The organism is Nocardia sp. NPDC003979 (genome assembly GCF_053605015.1).
The window spans coordinates 1-16,737 of the sequence record NZ_JBSGIJ010000015.1 but is presented as its reverse complement, the minus strand read 5'-3'; the positions used below and the strand labels follow the sequence as shown (position 1 = coordinate 16,737).

Sequence of the window (16,737 nt, the reverse complement as noted above, 5' to 3'; positions counted from 1 at the left end):
GGAGAGGTTCGCCATGCAGATCGGATTCAAATTGGCGGCCGAGGCCTTCGACCCGAACGAACTGGTCCGCCAGGCCGTTCGGGCCGAGTCCGTCGGCTTCGATTTCGTCGAGATCAGCGACCATTTCCATCCGTGGCTGGACAACCAGGGCCATTCACCGTTCGCGTGGTCGGTGCTCGCCGCGATCGCCGCGCGCACCGACAGCCTCGAGCTCGCGACCGGCGTGACCTGCCCGATCATCCGCTACCACCCCGCGATCATCGCCCAGGCCGCCGCCACCACAGCGCTGCTCTCCGACGGACGCTTCACCCTCGGGATCGGGTCCGGTGAGCGGCTCAACGAGCACGTGGTCGGCCAGGAATTCCCGCCGGTGCTCGTTCGGCAGCGAATGCTGCGCGAGGCGCTCGAGATCATCCGCCTGCTGTGGCGCGGCGGGTATCGCAATTACGACGGTCGCTACCTGTCGCTGTCGGACGCGCGGATCTTCGATCTGCCGGACACACCGCCGAAGATCGCGGTCGCGGCGGGAGGTCCACGTGCGGCCGAGATCGCCGCCGAACTCGGCGACGGCCTGTTCGCCACCGAACCCGACCCCGATCTGGTGCGCACCTACCGGGACTCCGGCGGCATGGGCCCACGCTATGTAGAGGTGGGTGTCGCCTTCGATCCCGACGAGCGCAAGGCCGCGGAGGCCGCGCTGTCGACGAATCGGTGGATGACCGGCGGCTGGAAAGTGATGAGCGAGTTGCCGAATCCGGTGAACTTCGCCGCCGCCTCGACCACCGTGCGGGTAGACGACATGCTCGAGGCGATGGTCTGCGGCAACGACCCCAAACGCTATGTCGAAGCTGTCCGCAAGGCCACCGACGCCGGCTTCGACCGGGTGGTGTTGATGAACGCGGGCCCCGATGTCGACGCGTTCCTCGATTTCTACAGCAGCGAACTCCAACCGCTGTTGCGCGCGGAGGGCTGAATCGGCGATGCCCCTGCGAATAGGTACCTCGGGCTGGCAATACCGTGACTGGCGCGGTGTGCTGTATCCGCAGGGGCTGCCGATGCGGAGCTGGCTCGAGCACTTCGCGCAGGCCTTCGCGACGGTGGAATCCAACAACGCCTTCTACCGGCTGCCGAGCCGGGAAACCTTCGCCGCGTGGCGCGAGCGCACGCCCGCGGACTTCGTTGTCGCGGTGAAGGCCAGCCGCTTCCTCACCCACATCAAACGACTGCGCGAGCCGGAGGAACCGGTGCAGCGCCTGCTCGATCGGGCCGAGGGCCTCGGCGACCGGCTCGGCCCGATCCTGTTGCAACTGCCACCCACCCTGCGCGCCGACGCGAGCCTGCTCGACGACTGTCTGCGCTGTTTCCCGTCTTCGGTGCGGGTGGCGGTGGAACCCAGACACGAATCGTGGTGGACCGACGAGATCCGCGATGTCCTGTGCGCACGTGGAGCGGCGCTGTCCTGGGCGGACCGTGATTCCCGGCCGGTGACGCCACTGTGGCGCACCACCGATTGGGCGTATCTCCGCCTGCACGCCGGTCGCGCCAACCCACCGCCGCACTACGGCAGGCAGGCGTTGAACGGTTGGGTGCACCGCCTGCTCGACACTTTTCCGGCCGACGCCGACTGCTACGTCTACTTCAACAACGACCCCGGCGGGGCGGCCGTGCGCGACGCCGTCACCTTCGCCCACCTGGCCGAGGGCGCGGGCGCCGAGGTGACCCGCGTGCCGGACCTGTCCCCCCAACGAGCCGCCTCATGACCACGACCAAATACCCCGGTGCGGCCGAGTACGTGCCCAGCACCGACGACCTGGCCACCCTCGCGGCCGCCGCCGACGCCTGCCACGGTTGCGACCTGTATCGCGACGCCACCCAGACGGTGTTCGGCGAGGGCGCACCGCACGCGAGCACCGTCCTGATCGGTGAACAACCCGGCAACGAGGAAGACCTCGACGGCCACCCGTTCGTCGGACCGGCCGGACGACTGCTCGACCGCGCGCTCGACGACATCGGCGTCGACCGGAAAACGCTCTACCTCACGAACGCGGTGAAGCACTTCCGCTTCGAGCAGCGCGGCAAACGCCGCATCCACCAGCAACCCCGCCGCACCGAGATCGTCGCCTGCGCACCCTGGCTCACCCGCGAATTGGACCTCATCGCACCGGAACTCGTGATCTGCCTCGGCGCCATCGCCGCGCAATCGGTGCTCGGCCCGAAGGCCAAGGTCACCGAATTGCGTGGCCGCACGGTCGAACTCGACCATTTCCGGGTCGGCGCGACGGTGCACCCGTCCTCGGTGCTGCGGGCAACCGACCGCACCCAGGCCTACGCCGAGTTCGTCGACGACCTGACCCACCTGTTCGAGCGGGCCTGATCACCAGCCGGGATCGACATCCATCGGCACATTGATCCAGCTCGGCCGCGCCGGGTCGAGCTCGAGGTGCTGGGTCCGCAGGCCGCTCTCGTTCAGCAACGGCCGCAGCGGGATCGCGCTGGGGAAGTTGCCCGCGAACACGTCGACGCGCAGGCGGTGGCCGGGCAGCAGCACACCGTCGGTGGCGCGGATGCCGATCTCGATGGTCGTCGGCTCACCCGGAACCGTCGGCTGACGGGTGTCGAGCGTGAGGATGGGGTACGGGTCGGTGTAGTCGCCGTTGGGCGAACGGGTAGACTTGGCCTCGTCGATCGCCCGCAGCGATGCCATCAGCTGACCCTGCGACCAGACCGTCGAACGTCCGTCCGGCGCCACATCATTGACGGTGACGGTCCAGTACCCGTCGGTGGTGTCGAGCACCGTGTTCAGGTGCGCGGCGATCGCCCCGGAGATCCGCGTCGGCTTGTCGACCGGCGCGGTGGTGAAGGTGAGCGCGGCACCCTCGCTGATCCGGGCGTCCTTGGCACACACATCCGGCAGCGGAACGAGTCCGGCGGTGCCCTGTGCGGCATCACGCGAACAGATCGTCGACAAACTCGGATCCACCGAAAGACGCTGCGCCCCACCGGGAGCGGTGACCAGACTGCCGTCGTGACGGGCACCGGGCGCGGTCCCCGACGACGCGGCGTCCAGATACATCCGGCGGTACTCCATGCCGGGGCGCGGGAACGCCACATCGGTGGTCCACTGCTCGCTGCCCTGCTGCCACAGCGTCACCGGGTCGTACCGGTCGATGCCGTTGTCGATGCCCTTGAGCCACTTGTCGAACCACGCGCGCTGCAGAGCCTCGAGCGGCGCGGGCGCACCCGGCTGACCGAGTCCCGAGCTCACGGTCACGTGGTACACGTTGCCCATGATGAGCTTCTTCTGCTCGGCGGGCACATCGAGCGCGTTGTAGATGCGCGGGGTCGAGTAGGTGAAGATGTCGTGCCACCCGCCGTAGAGGAACGCGGGCACCTGCACCTTCTCCGGCTGCCCGACCCATGCGGTGCGCAGCGCCGAATCGTCGTCGAGGATCGCCGACATCTCCGGCGGGATCTGCTCGACGGTCGGGGTGGTCAGCGCGGCGATGAGCACATTGAAGAAGGTGAACGGGTCGCGCACCCGGTCGGCCAGCCACACCCAGTCGAACTTGCCCGCGAGGATCGACACCATGTCGGGCAGCAATTTGGCGCCGTCGACCGCGAGCAGCCAGGCGGGGATGAAGCCGACACCGAGCGCGCCACCGGGAGCGGCGACATCGCGGATCAGGTCGCTACCGGGCACCACCGGGAAGATCGCCTTCAGTGCCTCGGGCTGACGCTGAGCGGTGTGCAGCTGGTTGATCCCCGAATAGGAGATGCCGCTCATCCCGATCTTGCCGTCGGACCAGCGCTGTTTCGACGCCCAGTCCACCACCTCGACACCGTCGAGCTGCTCGCGTTCACCGAACACCTGCCAGGTGCCCTGCGAGAATCCGGTGCCACGCACGTCGACGACCACCTGGGTGTATCCACCGCGGATCAAATTGCGGTCGACACCGAAGGTGCGCGCGGCGCCGCCGGGCAGCGCCTTCATCATGTCGCTGAGGCTGCTGAAGCCGAACGGCGAGAAGTCGAGGTTCTGCAGGACCGGCATCAGCAGATCCGACAGGCCGGGCACCGCGAGCGCCGAGTCCGCGATATTGGACACCAGCTTGGTGTAGGGCGTCATATTGACGATCGTCGGCGTGGGTTCGGCGATGGGTTGACCGTCGGCACCGGCGGGGTGATAGACGTTGGCTTTCAATACCGTGCCGTCGCTCATCGTGATGGGGACGTCCCACTCGATGAAAACGTTGGGGTACTGCTGGGGCCCGGTATGGGTTGCCACGAACTGGGCATCGAGCCCCTCGGCGGCCGGGGCGGCCGAACCCATCGGCGCGGATGCCACCGCACCTGCCAATACGACGACCGACGCCATCAGCGCCGCCAGTCGCCCACGATATTTGCCCATACCTCGACGTCAGCCCTCCCGCTATCGGGAACCGTGTCGTTCCCGTACCGGAAAGTAACGTAGCCTGTGTCACACGCGATCGCAACGATGTGCTCTCCGCCGCCCGCCGACCAGCGTCATCATCCCGACCTGACACAATCACCCCTGTGACTGCGCCCGGATTCGACGCCGACGGTCGCCGGTACCGGGGCGCCGCTCCCGGGCAACGCCAGCAGGAACGCCGTGCCCGGCTCATCGAAGCCGCCACCGAGGCCTTCGGCACCGAGGGCTACCGCAACACCACGGTGACCACGATTTGCGCGGCCGCCGGCGTCGGGAAGCGATACTTCTACGAATCCTTCAGCGACAGTGAGGATTTGCTGCTCGAGGTGTACCGCGAGATCGCGGCGCGGATGATCGAGTCGATCCACGCGGGCATCAGCACGGCCGACACCGAGGTGACGACTCAGGTCCGGGTGGCGCTGGCCGCCTACTTCCAGCTCATCCACGACGACCCGCGCGTGCCGCGCATCGCCTTCTTCGAGATCCTCGGCGTGAGTCCCGCCGTCGACCGGGCTTACCGCGATGTGCTCGACGCGCTGGTCGACATCTGCCTCGCCCTGCTCACCCCACACGTCGACCACGACGCGCATGCCGCGGTGAGCGTGCGCACGGTGCTGCTCGGGCTGGTCGGGGCGATCGTCATCATTGCCCAGCAGTGGGTGCTGTCGGACTACCGGCAGCCGATCGGTGACGTGGTCGACAGCGCGTGCCTGGTGGTCGGCGCGGTGCTGGAACGCCTCAGCCCATAGCGGCCGGCTCAGGGCACCGTCAGCACGGCGAGCCCGACAAGAACATCCACCAGGCCGCAAATTCGGCGAACGACCGGGCGACGGTGCGGTCGGCGCGACGATGCCCGTAGTCCCACAGGCCGTGCGCGATCCAGCCCGCGGCGACCGCGATGCGGGCCGCGCCGAGGTCGGCGTGCTGGGCGAATACGGCTGTGGCGGTGAACAGGACGAATCCCACGAGCTGGAGGACGAAGGCGCGGTCGACCCGTCTCGTCAGGGCCGCCCAGAGCACCGCGTCGGCGGCGATCGGGCCGTACAACAGTCTGCTCGCACCCGCCTACATCGGTCGAGCGGAAAGCAAGTGAATGGCTTCCGCCTCGGGTCCGGCCGGGGCACGGGTGCCGGTAGCGCCGGGATGAACAGCGGGCGACCATCGCGTTCGCCGTATTGCCTTGTTCGGCAAGGCGAGTCGAGACTTGGGCCACGCCCGCGCCGTTCTGTGCGATCCAGCCGAGCCGAAGGACCCGCGATGCCCTTTCTGCTGATCTCCGGTGTCTTCGTTGCCAAAGGCGCTGCGCCCGACGGTGATTCGGTGCGGTTTCGTCCCGACGATCCGGCCCTGTGGGACCGCGTCGGCGGCCCGCACCGGGTCAAACGCAATGCCTCGGGTGCCGCCCAGTTGCGGCTGGACGGCATCGACTCCCTCGAGACGCATTACACGCCCCGCCACGGCACCCGCACGCATCAGCCGTTGCCGCCGGCGCGCGCCGCGGCCGACGAGTTGCTGGCATGGCTCGGCTTCACCGGCGTGGTCCGCAACGACAGCGAGACCGTGACCAGCACCGACCAGGCCGAGGTGCCCGGTTTCATCCTCACTCGCGGCGCCGATCTGCACGGCCGGTGCGTGGCGTTCGCCGGGCGGGGGCCCGCACCGGGCAGCTCCGGTGCCGAGATATTCGTCGACGTGGCGCTGCTCCGGCTCACTCTCAACCACCATCAGCTGGCGACCGGTCTGGCCTATCCCACGTTCTATCGCAGCCTGTTCCCCGCCCTGCGCGCGGAGTTCACCGCGGTGTCGGAGGCCGCGGCGGCCCCTTCGCTCGGCGTGTGGGCTGCCGACGCCACCACGACCGGTGCCGCCATCACCTCGCCGAGTTCCCTGTCCGACGACATCGTCGTGCTGCCGAAGTTGTTCCGCCGCCTCGCCGACTACCTCGAACTCGGCGACGGCGACCTCTCCCTCGACGGCTTCCCCGCCTTCCTCGCGCAGGCTGCCGACCGTTTCTTCATCATCTCCACCGGCCACTCCACCACCGGCTTGGACGCGATCACCGTGATCGACGGGTCAACGGTTCGCCTCACCCACCCGCCGACCGATCTGGTTTTCGACGAGAATTGACGTCCTCTCCATCTTGAAGGGTGGAGATTCCTACGAGCACCCTCCTGGGCGCTGTCGGTGGGTTCCTGTTTCACAGGGACGTGCCGTCCGCTTACGCGGCGGGACTTACCGTCCCTCCGCAGGCGTTTAGCCTCTCGGCCCGTCCGGCCGCGAGGATGTTTCGTGCCGCGTTGAGATCGCGGTCGTGAGTGACACCACAGGCGCAGGTCCATTCACGCACATGCAGCGGCTTGGCCTCACCAACTACCCCGCACGCCGAGCAGAGCCGGGTCGAGGGAAACCAGCGATTCACTCTGCCGAAGGCCCGCCCGTACCGGGCAGCTTTCTGCTCGAGCATGCGAACGAACATGCCCCACCCGGCATCGTGGACCGACTTGGCCAACCGCGTGCGCGCCAGTCCCTTGATGCACAAGTCCTCCACATACACCGCTTGGTTGTCGCGAATGATCCGTGTCGAGTGCTTATGCGCCCAATCCCGGCGTGCATCGGCCACCCTCGCGTGCGCGCGAGCCACCTTGACCCGAGCCTTGGCCCGGTTGCTGCTGCCTTTCTGCTTGCGCGAAAGATTCCGCGCAGCCTTGGCGAGTCGGCGTTCGGCCTGACGCAGAAACCTCGCACTGGTGATCGTCGTGCCATCCGACAGCACCGCGAACGTCGCCAACCCCAGGTCGATACCCACCTCGGCCTCGGTCGGGGGCAACGCCTGATCGTCGGTGATTATGACGAACGACGCGAAGTACCGGCCAGCGCTGTCGCGGGTGACCGTGACCGACGACGGATCCGACGGCAACTCCCGCGACCAGGCAACCTTCAACTCGCCGACCTTCGGCAACCGCAGCTTCCTACCGGCCGTCACCGCAAAACGCGCGTTGCGCGTAAAACGGATCGACTGCCGAGAGTCCTTGCGGGACCGAAACCGCGGGGGCGCAACCGGCGCACCTCGACGCTTTCCGGCAACCGACTGAAAAAAGTTGCGGTAGGCGGTGTTCAGGTCGGCCAACGCCTGCTGCAACACCACCGACGACACCTCACCGAGCCAGGCACGTTCCGGATCCTTCTTCGCCAGCGTCAACCGCTTCGATAACTCCGCGTCCGAGATACGCTGCTTGCCCTGTTCGAATGCCGCCTGACGGACAGCCAACCCGTCGTTGAAGACAACCCGTGCGCACCCGAACGCCCGTGCCAGCGCGTTGCGCTGGCGCGGCGTCGGGTAGACGCGGAAGTTGTACCGGAGCTGCACAAACCACAGCGTAGACCGGCACCGAGTCTTCGCGATCGGCATCTGCCCGCATTACCGACATCATGCTGGCAGTGGGTGAGGATTCGACTGTGAGCCACCACCGCCATCGAGAACGACGCACAAGGCGACCTGGGATCAGCTGTTGCCCGGTGCTCGGATCGGGTAACCCACCGATATGACTACTCACGAGCAGCAGCAACTCGACGAGGTCATCGAACGGTTGACCATCCGGTACCCGACAATTCCCCCCGAAGAGATCACCGACATCGTGCGCGAGACCTACCAGCATTTCGGATCGGCACAGGTGCGCGACTACGTTCCCCTGCTCGTCGAGCACCACGTGAAGGACGAGCTCGGCACGCCGACCGGGGACATTCCGCCGATCCCGGATTGAATCCGGCGCGGGCCCGGCTAGCGTGGAGGCCACCACGCAAACCATTAGGAGGTCCGCATGCCTGAATCAGTGCGCGGTGTCGTCGCTCTCACGAAGAACGCACCCGTGGAAACCGTCGACATCGTGATTCCCGACCCGGGACCGCACGATGTGGTGGTCCGGGTGCAGGCGTGCGGGGTGTGCCACACCGATCTGCACTACCGCGAGGGCGGGATCAACGACGAGTTCCCGTTCCTGCTCGGGCACGAGGCGGCCGGTGTCGTCGAATCGATCGGCGAGGCGGTAACCCACGTGGCCGAGGGCGATTTCGTCGTCCTCAACTGGCGCGCGGTCTGCGGTGAGTGCCGTGCGTGTCGGCGGGGCCGCCCGTGGTACTGCTTCGACACCCACAACGCGAGCGTCCCGATGACGCTCGCCGACGGCACCCCGCTCACCCCGGCACTGGGTATCGGCGCCTTCGCCGACAAGACGCTGGTACACGAAAAGCAGTGCACGCGAGTCGATCCCGGCACCGACCCGGCTGTCGCGGGCCTGCTCGGCTGCGGCGTGATGGCCGGTATCGGCGCCGCCATGAACACCGGTTCGGTCTCGCGCGGCGACAGCGTCGCCGTGATCGGCTGCGGTGGTGTGGGTGACGCCGCGATCGCCGGTGCGAATCTCGCGGGCGCGGGCACCATCATCGCGATCGACCGCGATGCGCGGAAGCTGGAGTGGGCCAAGGATTTCGGCGCCACACACACGATCGACGCCACCAGCGGCGACGTGGTGGAACAGATCAAAGACCTCACCGACGGTTTCGGTGCGGACGTGGTGATCGACGCGGTCGGCAGGCCGGAGACCTGGAAGCAGGCGTTCTACGGTCGCGATCTCGCGGGCACCGTGGTGCTCGTCGGCGTCCCGACCCCGGACATGAGCCTCGACATGCCACTGATCGACCTGTTCTCGCACGGCGGTTCGCTGAAATCGTCGTGGTACGGCGACTGCCTGCCCGAACGCGACTTCCCCATGCTCATCGACCTGTACCGGCAGGGCCGATTGCCACTGGACCGGTTCGTCACCGAACGCATCGGCATCGACGACGTCGAGGCGTCCTTCGCCGCCATGGGCGAGGGCCGCGTGCTGCGCTCGGTGGTGGTCTGGTGAGCGCCCGCATCGAAAAGGTCGTCACCTCCGGCACTTTCAGCCTCGACGGGGGCACCTGGGACGTCGACAACAATGTGTGGCTGATCGGTGACGACGACGAGGTACTCGTGATCGACGCCGCCCACGACGCCGACGCCATCGCCGCCGCCGTCGGCAACCGGAACGTCACCGCGATCCTGTGCACGCACGGTCACAACGACCACGTCACCGTCGCCCCCGACCTGGCCGCCCGCCTGGACGCCCCCATCCTCCTGCACCCCGGCGACGAACCGCTGTGGCGGATGACCCACCCGTCCGTCGGCTACCGCTCCCTCGACGGCACCGACCGAATCACGGTGGCGGGCACCGACATCGACATACTGCACACCCCGGGCCACTCCCCCGGTTCGGTCTCCCTGTACGCCCCTGACCTCGCTGCCCTCTTCACCGGAGACACCCTGTTCTCCGGTGGGCCCGGAGCGACCGGGCGATCCTTCTCCGATTTCGACACGATCATCGATTCGATCCGAGACCGTTTGCTCACTCTCCCGGAGGACACGACGGTCAACACCGGCCACGGTGACAGCACGACGATCGGCGCGGAGAAACCATCGCTCGCGGAGTGGATCGCGCGAGGTCACTGAGTTCGGGCGAGGAAGGCCCCCGCGTCAGCCGACGCGGCGGGAGCGGGCGAGCGAAAGCCCGCCGACGACCGCGCTCGCCAGCCCGAAAACAATCGCTACGACACCCCCGCCGAGACCGTTCCCGGTGCCTAGTCCTCCTTCGGCCGTGGCGACCACCCAGGCGCCACCGACGATGGCGATCAGTCCCGCTACCAGAGCGAATACCGCTCTGGTAGCGGCCGGTCGGGCCAGCGCCCAGCCACCCGCGAGCACACCGAGCAGGCCGATGATCGCGGCCGAAGACGCGACGAGTCGACCGGAACTCATGCCGTCGGACGCGGCGAGCGCGGTCGTCGCCGAAGCGGGTGCGGCCGCGCCGAGGGCAAGCGGGGCGGTGACAGCGAGTGCGGTCAGGGTGCGAATCGAGGTAGGCATGCTGTTCTCCTTCGTGTGGACGTGTCAGTGCGATGCACGACCGAGCGGTCGTTGCTCGCGCCGAAATCGATGTGGACGCGGCACCGGCCGATCGCCGACGGCGAACCGGAGGCGGAATCACCGCGTGGCGACGATCGACCTGCTTCGGAGTACGCCTGGCACGAGCGGCGCAGCCCACGAGCCGATGTGCCACCATCGACCTCCCCGGATGTCGAGGAGCGTCCAACCGCCGCGGGTGGTGGTGATCGGTTCTTGGAGTGCGCCGGCGGGCTAGCGATATCGTCCACCGCGCCGATATGCCGCCGTCGCCGCCCGCTTCGTGCCGGAGGTCGTCGGCGATCAGTTCAAGAATGGCCGAACAACAGGGGTCAGTCGTCATGCCGCAGTGGACAATTCGTGATGCTGCGGATGCGGTACCGGCGGGGCGGGGCGGGACCGTTCTTCGCTCGGAGTACCGCGTTCGTGGTAGTCGACGAGTCACCCTGCCGGACGACGCGGTCGACGACTGGTCCGGGCTAGGGTGCACGGATGAGCAGGGCACGGGTGGTCGACTGGGTGGTCGCCGTCGGTGTGGCGGTGGCGCTGCTGGTCACCGGGGTGAGCCGGGCGCACGGCAGCCCGGAGTGGCTGGGCTACGCCCTGCTCGTCATCGGCGGCCTCACCTTGGCCGGGCGTCGGCGCGCGCCGGTGGCCGTGCTGGTGGCGACCGGTTTGTGCGCGGTGGGTTATCAGGCGCTCGGCTTCGACGTACCCGTTGTGGCGTTCCTGTTCGCGGTGTACTTCGCGGTGCGCGCCGGGCATCATCTCGTGACGGCGGTCGCTTCGGTCGCCTTGATCGTGGCGTTGCCGCTGGCCGCCATGATCACCCTGCACGACACCGCCGCGGCCCTCGCTCGCGGTCGCGACGCACTCGAACTCGCCTGGTTGATCGCGGCGGGCGCGGCCGGTGAGGCCCTGCGGCAGGCCGAGCGCCGCGCCGACGAAGCCGAACGCACGCGCGAGGAGACCGCGCGCCGCCGGGCCGACGAGGAACGCCTGCACATCGCCCGCGAGCTGCACGACTCGCTCACCCACCAGATCTCGGTGATCAAGGTGCAGTCCGAAGCCGCCGTGCACGTGGCACGCAAGCGCGGCGAGGACGTGCCCGCCGCCCTCCTCGCCATCCGGGACGCAGGCCGGGAAGCTGCCCGCGAACTGCGGGCGACCCTGACCGCGCTGCGCGACGACGAGACACCACGCCCCGGCCTCGCCCACCTCGACGACCTGCTGGAACGCGCCCGCGCGGCCGGAGTGGACACCTCGTTGACCGTCGAGGGCGACCGCACGGACGTGCCGGCGGCCGTCGACCGAACCGTGTACCGCATCGTGCAGGAAGCACTCACCAATACCGCCCGCCACGCCGGCGCGACCACCGCGACGGTCCGCGTCGACTACCGGGCGAACGGTCTCGTCATCGACGTCGAGGACAACGGCCGTGCCGCACCCACCGGCACGGGCGGGGTCGGGCTTCTCGGCATGCGTGAGCGGGTCACCGCACTGGGTGGACGCCTGCATACCGGGCCACTACCGACCGGCGGTTTCGTCGTGCACGCCGAATTACCCTTGGAGCGAACATGATTCGCGTTCTTCTGGTCGACGACCAGCCCCTGATCCGCAGCGGGTTCCGCGCCCTGCTCGACATCGAGGACGATATCGAGGTGGTCGCCGAGGCCGGTGACGGTGGCGAAGGTGTCGACCTGGCCCGGGCGCACCTGCCCGATATCGCGCTCGTCGACATTCAAATGCCGCACGTCGACGGCATAGAGGCGACCCGCCGAATCGCCGCCGACCCCGCCCTCGCCGGCGTGCACGTGGTCATCCTCACGAACTACGGCCTCGACGACTACGTGTTCGAAGCACTCCGCGCGGGGGCAGCCGGTTTCCTCGTCAAAGACATCGAGCCCGAGGACTTCCTGCACGCCATCCGGGTAGCCGCTCGCGGCGACGCCCTGCTCGCTCCATCCATCACCCGGCGACTCATCGCCCGTTACGTCACCGAACCAGTCACTCCCCCAATGGGTTCCGGACTGGAAGAACTCACCACCCGCGAACGCGAAGCCGTAGCCCTGGCCGCCCGTGGCCTGTCCAACGACGACATCGCCAGCCAGATGTTCATCAGTCCCCACACCGCCAAAACCCACCTCAACCGGGCCATGACCAAACTCCACGCCCGGGACCGAGCCCAACTCGTCGTCTTCGCCTACGAATCCGGCCTGATAACTCCCCGCAACCACTGACACCGACCGATCAGGCCGCTCTGGTCAGCTGCTCGAGCCGGCGCATCCTGCCGTCCCGCGTGAATTCACCGAAGAGGAAGACCTCTGTGGTGACCGGCCCCGTGGTGCGCATCGTCGCGTGAATGGTCATCCGGGCGGCGATCCGATCACCCTGCGCGACTGCCTCGTGGACCTCGAACCGGTACTCGCGCAGGTTCTTTCGCACCGGACGCAGGTGGGCGATCAAGCGGTCGCGGTCGATCCTGATCCCGTCGGCCACCTGCACGGCATCAGGTGTGTGGAACCGGTCGATCACCTCGGCCGGATCGTTGTCGATGTTCAACGCCGCCGCGGTGAACCGGGTGTAGAAGTCGGCGATGAACTGCTCGGGCGAACGGGGCGGGACAGGGGTCACGGCACTCCAGACGTAGAATTCTTACAACGCTGTAAAGGTTACGCACGATGAAACAACTTTGACAAGGGTGTAAGACTTTGACCGGAATCCGGCAACCGAAGCGGCGCGCGGACGCCACGCGCAGCAGAGCGGCGATCCTTGACGCCGCGACCCGACTGCTCGCGACACAGCCCGACGCAGGCATGGCTGCCATCGCCGCAGCCGCCGGTGTGACACGCCAAACGGTCTACGCGCACTTCGTTTCTCGGGACGACCTCATGAATGCCGTCGTCGATCACACGACTGCCCGAGCTACCGAGGCAATACTCGCGGCCGACCTCGACAACGGGTCACCCACCGACGCATTGCTGCGGATGCTCGACGTGGGGTGGAAGTTCTTCCGCGCCGCTCCCCTCAGCTACCACGTCGGCGCGTTCGCGCGTGAACGGGACGAGAAGCAGCAGGCTCCCGTCAACGACCGACTGCTCGGGCTCGTGATCCGCGGCCAACAGGCAGGCGAGTTCGACGCCACCGCGCCGGCCCAGTGGCTGGTAGCCGCGATCGTCGGTGTTTCCCACGCCGCCGGTGACGAGGTACGAGCCGGAAGAATGACACAGCCCGAGGCAGAGACGGCGTTGCGCGACAGCGTGCTCCGATTGACCGCCGCCGGTTCACGGTGAGTCACGTCCGGCGGCGGTCGAATCTATTCAGCTGTCCGGCAGGGAATCCGGGTTCGCCACGGTGTAGTGGGCGCGCCCCGGTGAGCACGGGCTGTAGAGCGACGACATGGTGGCGAGGTCGCAGATTCCGCTGGTCAGTATCTGGAAGGGTGTGATGCCGAGCAGGACGATGAGGCCAATCAGGTCGCCGTTCTGAGCCAGATAGACCGCCGACTGCGCTGCCGCGGAGCCGGCATCGGCTGCGGACGAACCGGTTTCGGATTCGGTGGCGATCGGCGCCGGTTTCGCGGCGGCGGTGGCCGTCGCGGTGAGTACGCCGGTCGCGACGATCGCGGCGGCGGTGAGGCGGAGGGTGGTACGCATAATGCTCCTCGGGCGGTACGGGCGGATCAGCGTGGGGGAACGCTCATGTCGCGGTTCATCGTGGGGATCTCGATGCTGATCGGCAGGCGCAATTCGGCCAGATAGGTCAGCGCCGCCTTGCGCAGGAACTCGTCGAGCAACCAATAAGCGTCACCTACCGGTGGGACGGCACCGAGCACGCCCTCACGGACCGCGATGAACGGGCCCCAACTGAACCGCAACAGCGGATCCCAGACGGGCTCACGCGGGATGGCGAGGCCGTCGGCGATCTTGTCACCGAGCAGAAACCGGGTGAACGAGCCGAGCACCGGCTTGGTGAGAATGGCCAGGTCGATATTGGCGCCGAGACTCAGCAACCGGTCGGCGAGTTTGGCGCCCTCCGGGGTGGCCTCCAGAATCGGGTCGAGCACCTGTGCCGCTTGGGAATTGGCGGCGGGCCACGACTTCGGGATGTATTCGTCGCGCACGCCGAGCATGTGCGCGGCCACCTGCCAGGAATGCAGGAACGCTTCGGATTCGTGGTGCGGGATCGGCACCTTCCAGTTGTCGAGGTGCTTCATCACCGTCGTCGGCAGGCTGTGCCAGGTGACCATGATGTCGTTCTGGCTGATCGGCACGTCCTCTTCGGCCGATTGCACCCAGTGCGGCGACTGCGGCAGCAGATGCCGAACCGCCGCGTGAACCAGACGGGTCTTCACGCAGGTGATGATCATTTCGCCGTCGGCGGCATAGGCATTGTTGCTACCGATGTCGTAGCCGAGTTTGGCGGTCTTGGAGATACGGTCCTCGAGGTCGTGCCCGCCCTTGGAGTAGTAGACCGAGCGTGCCTCCTTCGGGATGACGGTGCTCATCATCCCGCTGGCGAACCCGTACAGCACACCGAGATACAGCCCGCGCTTCTTGTTGAACTCGATCGCGGTGTTCAGCTTCCCGTAATCGGTCCACTGCGGCATTCGCCGCGCGTATTCCATGAAATCCCGCAGCTCCGAGGGCAATCCGTCGGGCAGGGGCTGACCGTTGCGCGTCCAGGTGCGCAGCAGTTCGTTGACCCGCGGCACCTGGCCGCTCTCGATCAACCGCGCGACCACGCCGTCGGCCTCCGGGTCCCACACCGTCAACGGGTCGACCCCCGACCCCGACCCGGCGACCGATTCCTCCGGCGACCAACTCCACGGCTCCGCCCGCGCCGTCGTCGCTAACCCCAACGCCCCCAGCGCCCCGAGGACGCCACCAGCTTTCAGCGCATCACGCCTGTTGAGTCCATCCATTGCGTCACTCCTCGTCGAGTACAAGCACACCGCGACCGCAGGGAACGACCGATTCGGGCAGCCCGAGCATGCGCGGAATGAGTATTAACTTAACAGCGACGATCGACGCTATGCAGGTGTTTTGCCGACGGCGGTCAGGGCCGCTCGATCCCTGACCTCAGCGGGCCATTTGACCGTAACTTCTCCGAATACAACCTGTTCCAGCCATATTTTCGACACCATGGTTGCGAGCTGCGACGGCCTTGCGCACCGGAGTCGGCCGCTGCGCACAACCGTCGATTACGCCCACTATCGTCCGAAACAGTCAGTCACATATGGCCGGACGCCCTCATGCCGACGGCCCGAGATGGGACTCGGGCCGTCGGCTTCTGGGTACCGTGGTCGCTTCGGCTACGCGGCTACTTGATCGAGCCGGCCAGCTGATCGGCGTAGGGAGCCGTGAACTTTCCGACGATGGGAAGTTCGGCACGGACACCACCCTTGTTGTTCGCCCCGACCATGGCCATGATCCAGACGACGAGGGCGAAGACCCCGAGCGCGAGGCCGGCGAGGCTGAAGATGATCCCCAGGGCCCCGAGGAGCGAGCCGGCGATACTCAGCACGATGTTGAGCACCGAGACGGCGCCGAAGAAGACGATCGACTGTGCGGCATGGAATTTCACGTCGGGATCGTTCTTTCCCACGAAGAGGAAGATGATTCCGGTCAACCAGCCCAGCGCGTACGACAGGATCGCACTGGTCTTCTTGTCCAGGCCGGTGGAAGGGGACTGGTTCGGGGGGAGCTGAGAAGATGTCATGGGTTCAGTAGACGGCGCCCCCGCCGCCTACCGATCCCAACTTTCGATAAAACCCCAGGTCGCGGGAGGTTCAGGGTCGGGCGGGCAGTCCGTTCGGGTAGGCCCAGGCCAGCCGGGTGAGAACCAGGGCCGCCGCCATGAGGCCGAAGTCGCGCAGGGCGATGTCCCCGTAGCCGCCGACCATCAGCAGGTCGACGATGATCGCGCCCAGCCAGACCGCGACGAGCGGGGCACCGAGCCGGGGCAGCAGCAGAACCGCGATGCCCGCGACTATTTCGATCACGCCGACGATCTGCACGGCGGTGTTCGCGTCACCGGGGGCGAGGGTGTCGAACGAGCCGGCGAGATAGCGGGTCCAATCGGCGGTGAGGAGGGTGGTGAACTTGTCGATGCCGAACAGGATCGGCAGGATGCCGAAACCCAGACGCAGAGCCCAGAAAGCTTGGTAGCCGGGGTCTTTGACGGACACGGCGCGATCGGTGGCGGTCATGGTGTCCTTACCTTTCTTCGTGGGTGCTGTAAGCCACTGGCTGCCATAGGCTTTCCAGCACCCGGGAGTGCCGGGTATGGCTTTCATGGAGTTGCCCCT

20 protein-coding genes and 1 pseudogene are annotated in these 16,737 nt (G+C 67.3%); 12 read left to right on the top strand and 9 right to left on the bottom strand.

From position 1 onward, the window contains the following. Positions 1-13 precede the first annotated feature (13 nt). The 3 genes from ACWEVR_RS25705 to ACWEVR_RS25695 are packed head-to-tail and all read left to right on the top strand — an operon-like array spanning position 14 to position 2,374. Positions 14-973: a TIGR03557 family F420-dependent LLM class oxidoreductase gene (locus ACWEVR_RS25705; protein ID WP_452469047.1), complete on the top strand. Its 960-nt coding sequence runs from the start codon at positions 14-16 to the stop codon at positions 971-973. A 7-nt stretch (positions 974-980) separates the two neighbouring features. Next, complete coding sequence (locus tag ACWEVR_RS25700; RefSeq protein WP_452469046.1) at positions 981-1,760, top strand: DUF72 domain-containing protein; 780 nt, start codon at positions 981-983, stop codon at positions 1,758-1,760. Then, positions 1,757-2,374, top strand: coding sequence for a UdgX family uracil-DNA binding protein (locus ACWEVR_RS25695; protein WP_452469045.1), 618 nt, complete (start codon positions 1,757-1,759; stop codon positions 2,372-2,374). Before ACWEVR_RS25700 ends, ACWEVR_RS25695 begins: the two co-directional genes overlap by 4 nt. Here the strand turns inward: ACWEVR_RS25695 and ACWEVR_RS25690 are convergent, their stop codons facing one another. After that, the gene (locus tag ACWEVR_RS25690) at positions 2,375-4,408 is read right to left on the bottom strand and encodes a CocE/NonD family hydrolase (RefSeq protein ID WP_452469044.1); all 2,034 of its coding nucleotides are present in this window, start codon (positions 4,406-4,408) and stop codon (positions 2,375-2,377) included. Positions 4,409-4,554: 146 nt separating this feature from the next. On the opposite strand from ACWEVR_RS25690, the gene ACWEVR_RS25685 reads away from it, so the two are divergent. Further along, positions 4,555-5,199 carry a TetR/AcrR family transcriptional regulator gene (locus ACWEVR_RS25685; RefSeq protein ID WP_452469043.1) on the top strand — a complete coding sequence of 215 codons (645 nt, stop codon included), beginning with the start codon at positions 4,555-4,557 and terminating at the stop codon, positions 5,197-5,199. Between the two features lie 19 nt (positions 5,200-5,218). Here the strand turns inward: ACWEVR_RS25685 and ACWEVR_RS25680 are convergent, their stop codons facing one another. After that, complete coding sequence (locus ACWEVR_RS25680) at positions 5,219-5,497, bottom strand: hypothetical protein (protein WP_452469042.1); 279 nt, start codon at positions 5,495-5,497, stop codon at positions 5,219-5,221. Between the two features lie 210 nt (positions 5,498-5,707). Here ACWEVR_RS25680 and ACWEVR_RS25675 point away from each other — a divergent pair, with 210 nt between their 5' ends. Beyond that, positions 5,708-6,577, top strand: a complete 870-nt coding sequence (locus ACWEVR_RS25675) for a hypothetical protein (protein ID WP_452469041.1) — start codon at positions 5,708-5,710, stop codon at positions 6,575-6,577. Between the two features lie 91 nt (positions 6,578-6,668). Here the strand turns inward: ACWEVR_RS25675 and ACWEVR_RS25670 are convergent, their stop codons facing one another. Further along, positions 6,669-7,817, bottom strand: a complete 1,149-nt coding sequence (locus ACWEVR_RS25670; protein WP_357151752.1) for an RNA-guided endonuclease InsQ/TnpB family protein — start codon at positions 7,815-7,817, stop codon at positions 6,669-6,671. A 175-nt stretch (positions 7,818-7,992) separates the two neighbouring features. On the opposite strand from ACWEVR_RS25670, the gene ACWEVR_RS25665 reads away from it, so the two are divergent. Genes ACWEVR_RS25665 through ACWEVR_RS25655 form a run of 3 tightly spaced genes read left to right on the top strand, consistent with a single transcriptional unit; the run spans position 7,993 to position 9,977 of the window. Continuing rightward, positions 7,993-8,211 (top strand): three-helix bundle dimerization domain-containing protein, encoded by a 219-nt coding sequence (locus ACWEVR_RS25665; protein ID WP_452469040.1) that lies wholly within the window; start codon positions 7,993-7,995, stop codon positions 8,209-8,211. A 57-nt stretch (positions 8,212-8,268) separates the two neighbouring features. Next, positions 8,269-9,354 carry an S-(hydroxymethyl)mycothiol dehydrogenase gene (locus ACWEVR_RS25660; protein WP_452469039.1) on the top strand — a complete coding sequence of 362 codons (1,086 nt, stop codon included), beginning with the start codon at positions 8,269-8,271 and terminating at the stop codon, positions 9,352-9,354. Continuing rightward, on the top strand, positions 9,351-9,977 hold the full coding sequence (locus ACWEVR_RS25655; RefSeq protein WP_439263417.1) for an MBL fold metallo-hydrolase: 627 nt from the start codon (positions 9,351-9,353) through the stop codon (positions 9,975-9,977). The genes ACWEVR_RS25660 and ACWEVR_RS25655 overlap by 4 nt, the downstream gene beginning before the upstream one ends. Before the next feature lie 24 nt (positions 9,978-10,001). Here ACWEVR_RS25655 and ACWEVR_RS25650 read toward each other — a convergent pair whose 3' ends face one another. Then, positions 10,002-10,391, bottom strand: coding sequence for a DUF6223 family protein (locus ACWEVR_RS25650; RefSeq protein WP_452469038.1), 390 nt, complete (start codon positions 10,389-10,391; stop codon positions 10,002-10,004). 528 nt (positions 10,392-10,919) lie between these two features. On the opposite strand from ACWEVR_RS25650, the gene ACWEVR_RS25645 reads away from it, so the two are divergent. Both ACWEVR_RS25645 and ACWEVR_RS25640 read left to right on the top strand, forming a co-directional pair. Continuing rightward, a complete protein-coding gene (locus ACWEVR_RS25645) occupies positions 10,920-12,008 on the top strand; it encodes a sensor histidine kinase (protein WP_452469037.1) in 1,089 nt (362 codons plus the stop codon). After that, a complete protein-coding gene (locus ACWEVR_RS25640; protein WP_452469036.1) occupies positions 12,005-12,667 on the top strand; it encodes a response regulator in 663 nt (220 codons plus the stop codon). Before ACWEVR_RS25645 ends, ACWEVR_RS25640 begins: the two co-directional genes overlap by 4 nt. A 10-nt stretch (positions 12,668-12,677) precedes the next feature. Here the strand turns inward: ACWEVR_RS25640 and ACWEVR_RS25635 are convergent, their stop codons facing one another. Then, on the bottom strand, positions 12,678-13,061 hold the full coding sequence (locus ACWEVR_RS25635) for a nuclear transport factor 2 family protein (RefSeq protein ID WP_452469035.1): 384 nt from the start codon (positions 13,059-13,061) through the stop codon (positions 12,678-12,680). 77 nt (positions 13,062-13,138) lie between these two features. Here ACWEVR_RS25635 and ACWEVR_RS25630 point away from each other — a divergent pair. Together ACWEVR_RS25630 and ACWEVR_RS25625 are read left to right on the top strand one after the other, a co-directional pair. Beyond that, a pseudogene (locus tag ACWEVR_RS25630) lies at positions 13,139-13,318 on the top strand (TetR family transcriptional regulator); the annotation flags it as partial. After that, positions 13,319-13,720, top strand: a complete 402-nt coding sequence (locus ACWEVR_RS25625) for a hypothetical protein (RefSeq protein ID WP_452469134.1) — start codon at positions 13,319-13,321, stop codon at positions 13,718-13,720. It abuts the pseudogene before it with no gap. Positions 13,721-13,747: 27 nt separating this feature from the next. Here ACWEVR_RS25625 and ACWEVR_RS25620 read toward each other — a convergent pair whose 3' ends face one another. The 4 genes from ACWEVR_RS25620 to ACWEVR_RS25605 all read right to left on the bottom strand — a co-directional run bounded on the left by ACWEVR_RS25620 (position 13,748) and on the right by ACWEVR_RS25605 (position 16,638). Then, the gene (locus ACWEVR_RS25620; protein WP_452469034.1) at positions 13,748-14,083 is read right to left on the bottom strand and encodes a hypothetical protein; all 336 of its coding nucleotides are present in this window, start codon (positions 14,081-14,083) and stop codon (positions 13,748-13,750) included. 26 nt (positions 14,084-14,109) lie between these two features. Continuing rightward, entirely contained in the window at positions 14,110-15,351 is a 1,242-nt protein-coding gene (locus tag ACWEVR_RS25615) for an oxygenase MpaB family protein (RefSeq protein WP_452469033.1), read from the bottom strand. A gap of 398 nt (positions 15,352-15,749) precedes the next feature. Beyond that, entirely contained in the window at positions 15,750-16,148 is a 399-nt protein-coding gene (locus ACWEVR_RS25610) for a DUF4870 domain-containing protein (RefSeq protein WP_225281089.1), read from the bottom strand. 70 nt (positions 16,149-16,218) lie between these two features. Then, positions 16,219-16,638 carry a hypothetical protein gene (locus ACWEVR_RS25605; RefSeq protein ID WP_452469032.1) on the bottom strand — a complete coding sequence of 140 codons (420 nt, stop codon included), beginning with the start codon at positions 16,636-16,638 and terminating at the stop codon, positions 16,219-16,221. Positions 16,639-16,737: the final 99 nt, after the last annotated feature.

Bases quoted from the DNA above. Each gene is read 5' to 3' on its own strand.
- ACWEVR_RS25705 (WP_452469047.1), top strand. From the start codon at position 14: ATGCAGATCGGATTCAAATTGGCGGCCGAGGCCTTCGACCCGAACGAA.
- ACWEVR_RS25700 (WP_452469046.1), top strand. From the start codon at position 981: ATGCCCCTGCGAATAGGTACCTCGGGCTGGCAATACCGTGACTGGCGC.
- ACWEVR_RS25695 (WP_452469045.1), top strand. From the start codon at position 1,757: ATGACCACGACCAAATACCCCGGTGCGGCCGAGTACGTGCCCAGCACC.
- ACWEVR_RS25690 (WP_452469044.1), bottom strand. From the start codon at position 4,408: ATGGGCAAATATCGTGGGCGACTGGCGGCGCTGATGGCGTCGGTCGTC.
- ACWEVR_RS25675 (WP_452469041.1), top strand. From the start codon at position 5,708: ATGCCCTTTCTGCTGATCTCCGGTGTCTTCGTTGCCAAAGGCGCTGCG.
- ACWEVR_RS25665 (WP_452469040.1), top strand. From the start codon at position 7,993: ATGACTACTCACGAGCAGCAGCAACTCGACGAGGTCATCGAACGGTTG.
- ACWEVR_RS25660 (WP_452469039.1), top strand. From the start codon at position 8,269: ATGCCTGAATCAGTGCGCGGTGTCGTCGCTCTCACGAAGAACGCACCC.
- ACWEVR_RS25650 (WP_452469038.1), bottom strand. From the start codon at position 10,391: ATGCCTACCTCGATTCGCACCCTGACCGCACTCGCTGTCACCGCCCCG.
- ACWEVR_RS25645 (WP_452469037.1), top strand. From the start codon at position 10,920: ATGAGCAGGGCACGGGTGGTCGACTGGGTGGTCGCCGTCGGTGTGGCG.
- ACWEVR_RS25640 (WP_452469036.1), top strand. From the start codon at position 12,005: ATGATTCGCGTTCTTCTGGTCGACGACCAGCCCCTGATCCGCAGCGGG.
- ACWEVR_RS25625 (WP_452469134.1), top strand. From the start codon at position 13,319: ATGAATGCCGTCGTCGATCACACGACTGCCCGAGCTACCGAGGCAATA.
- ACWEVR_RS25620 (WP_452469034.1), bottom strand. From the start codon at position 14,083: ATGCGTACCACCCTCCGCCTCACCGCCGCCGCGATCGTCGCGACCGGC.
- ACWEVR_RS25615 (WP_452469033.1), bottom strand. From the start codon at position 15,351: ATGGATGGACTCAACAGGCGTGATGCGCTGAAAGCTGGTGGCGTCCTC.
- ACWEVR_RS25610 (WP_225281089.1), bottom strand. From the start codon at position 16,148: ATGACATCTTCTCAGCTCCCCCCGAACCAGTCCCCTTCCACCGGCCTG.
- ACWEVR_RS25605 (WP_452469032.1), bottom strand. From the start codon at position 16,638: ATGACCGCCACCGATCGCGCCGTGTCCGTCAAAGACCCCGGCTACCAA.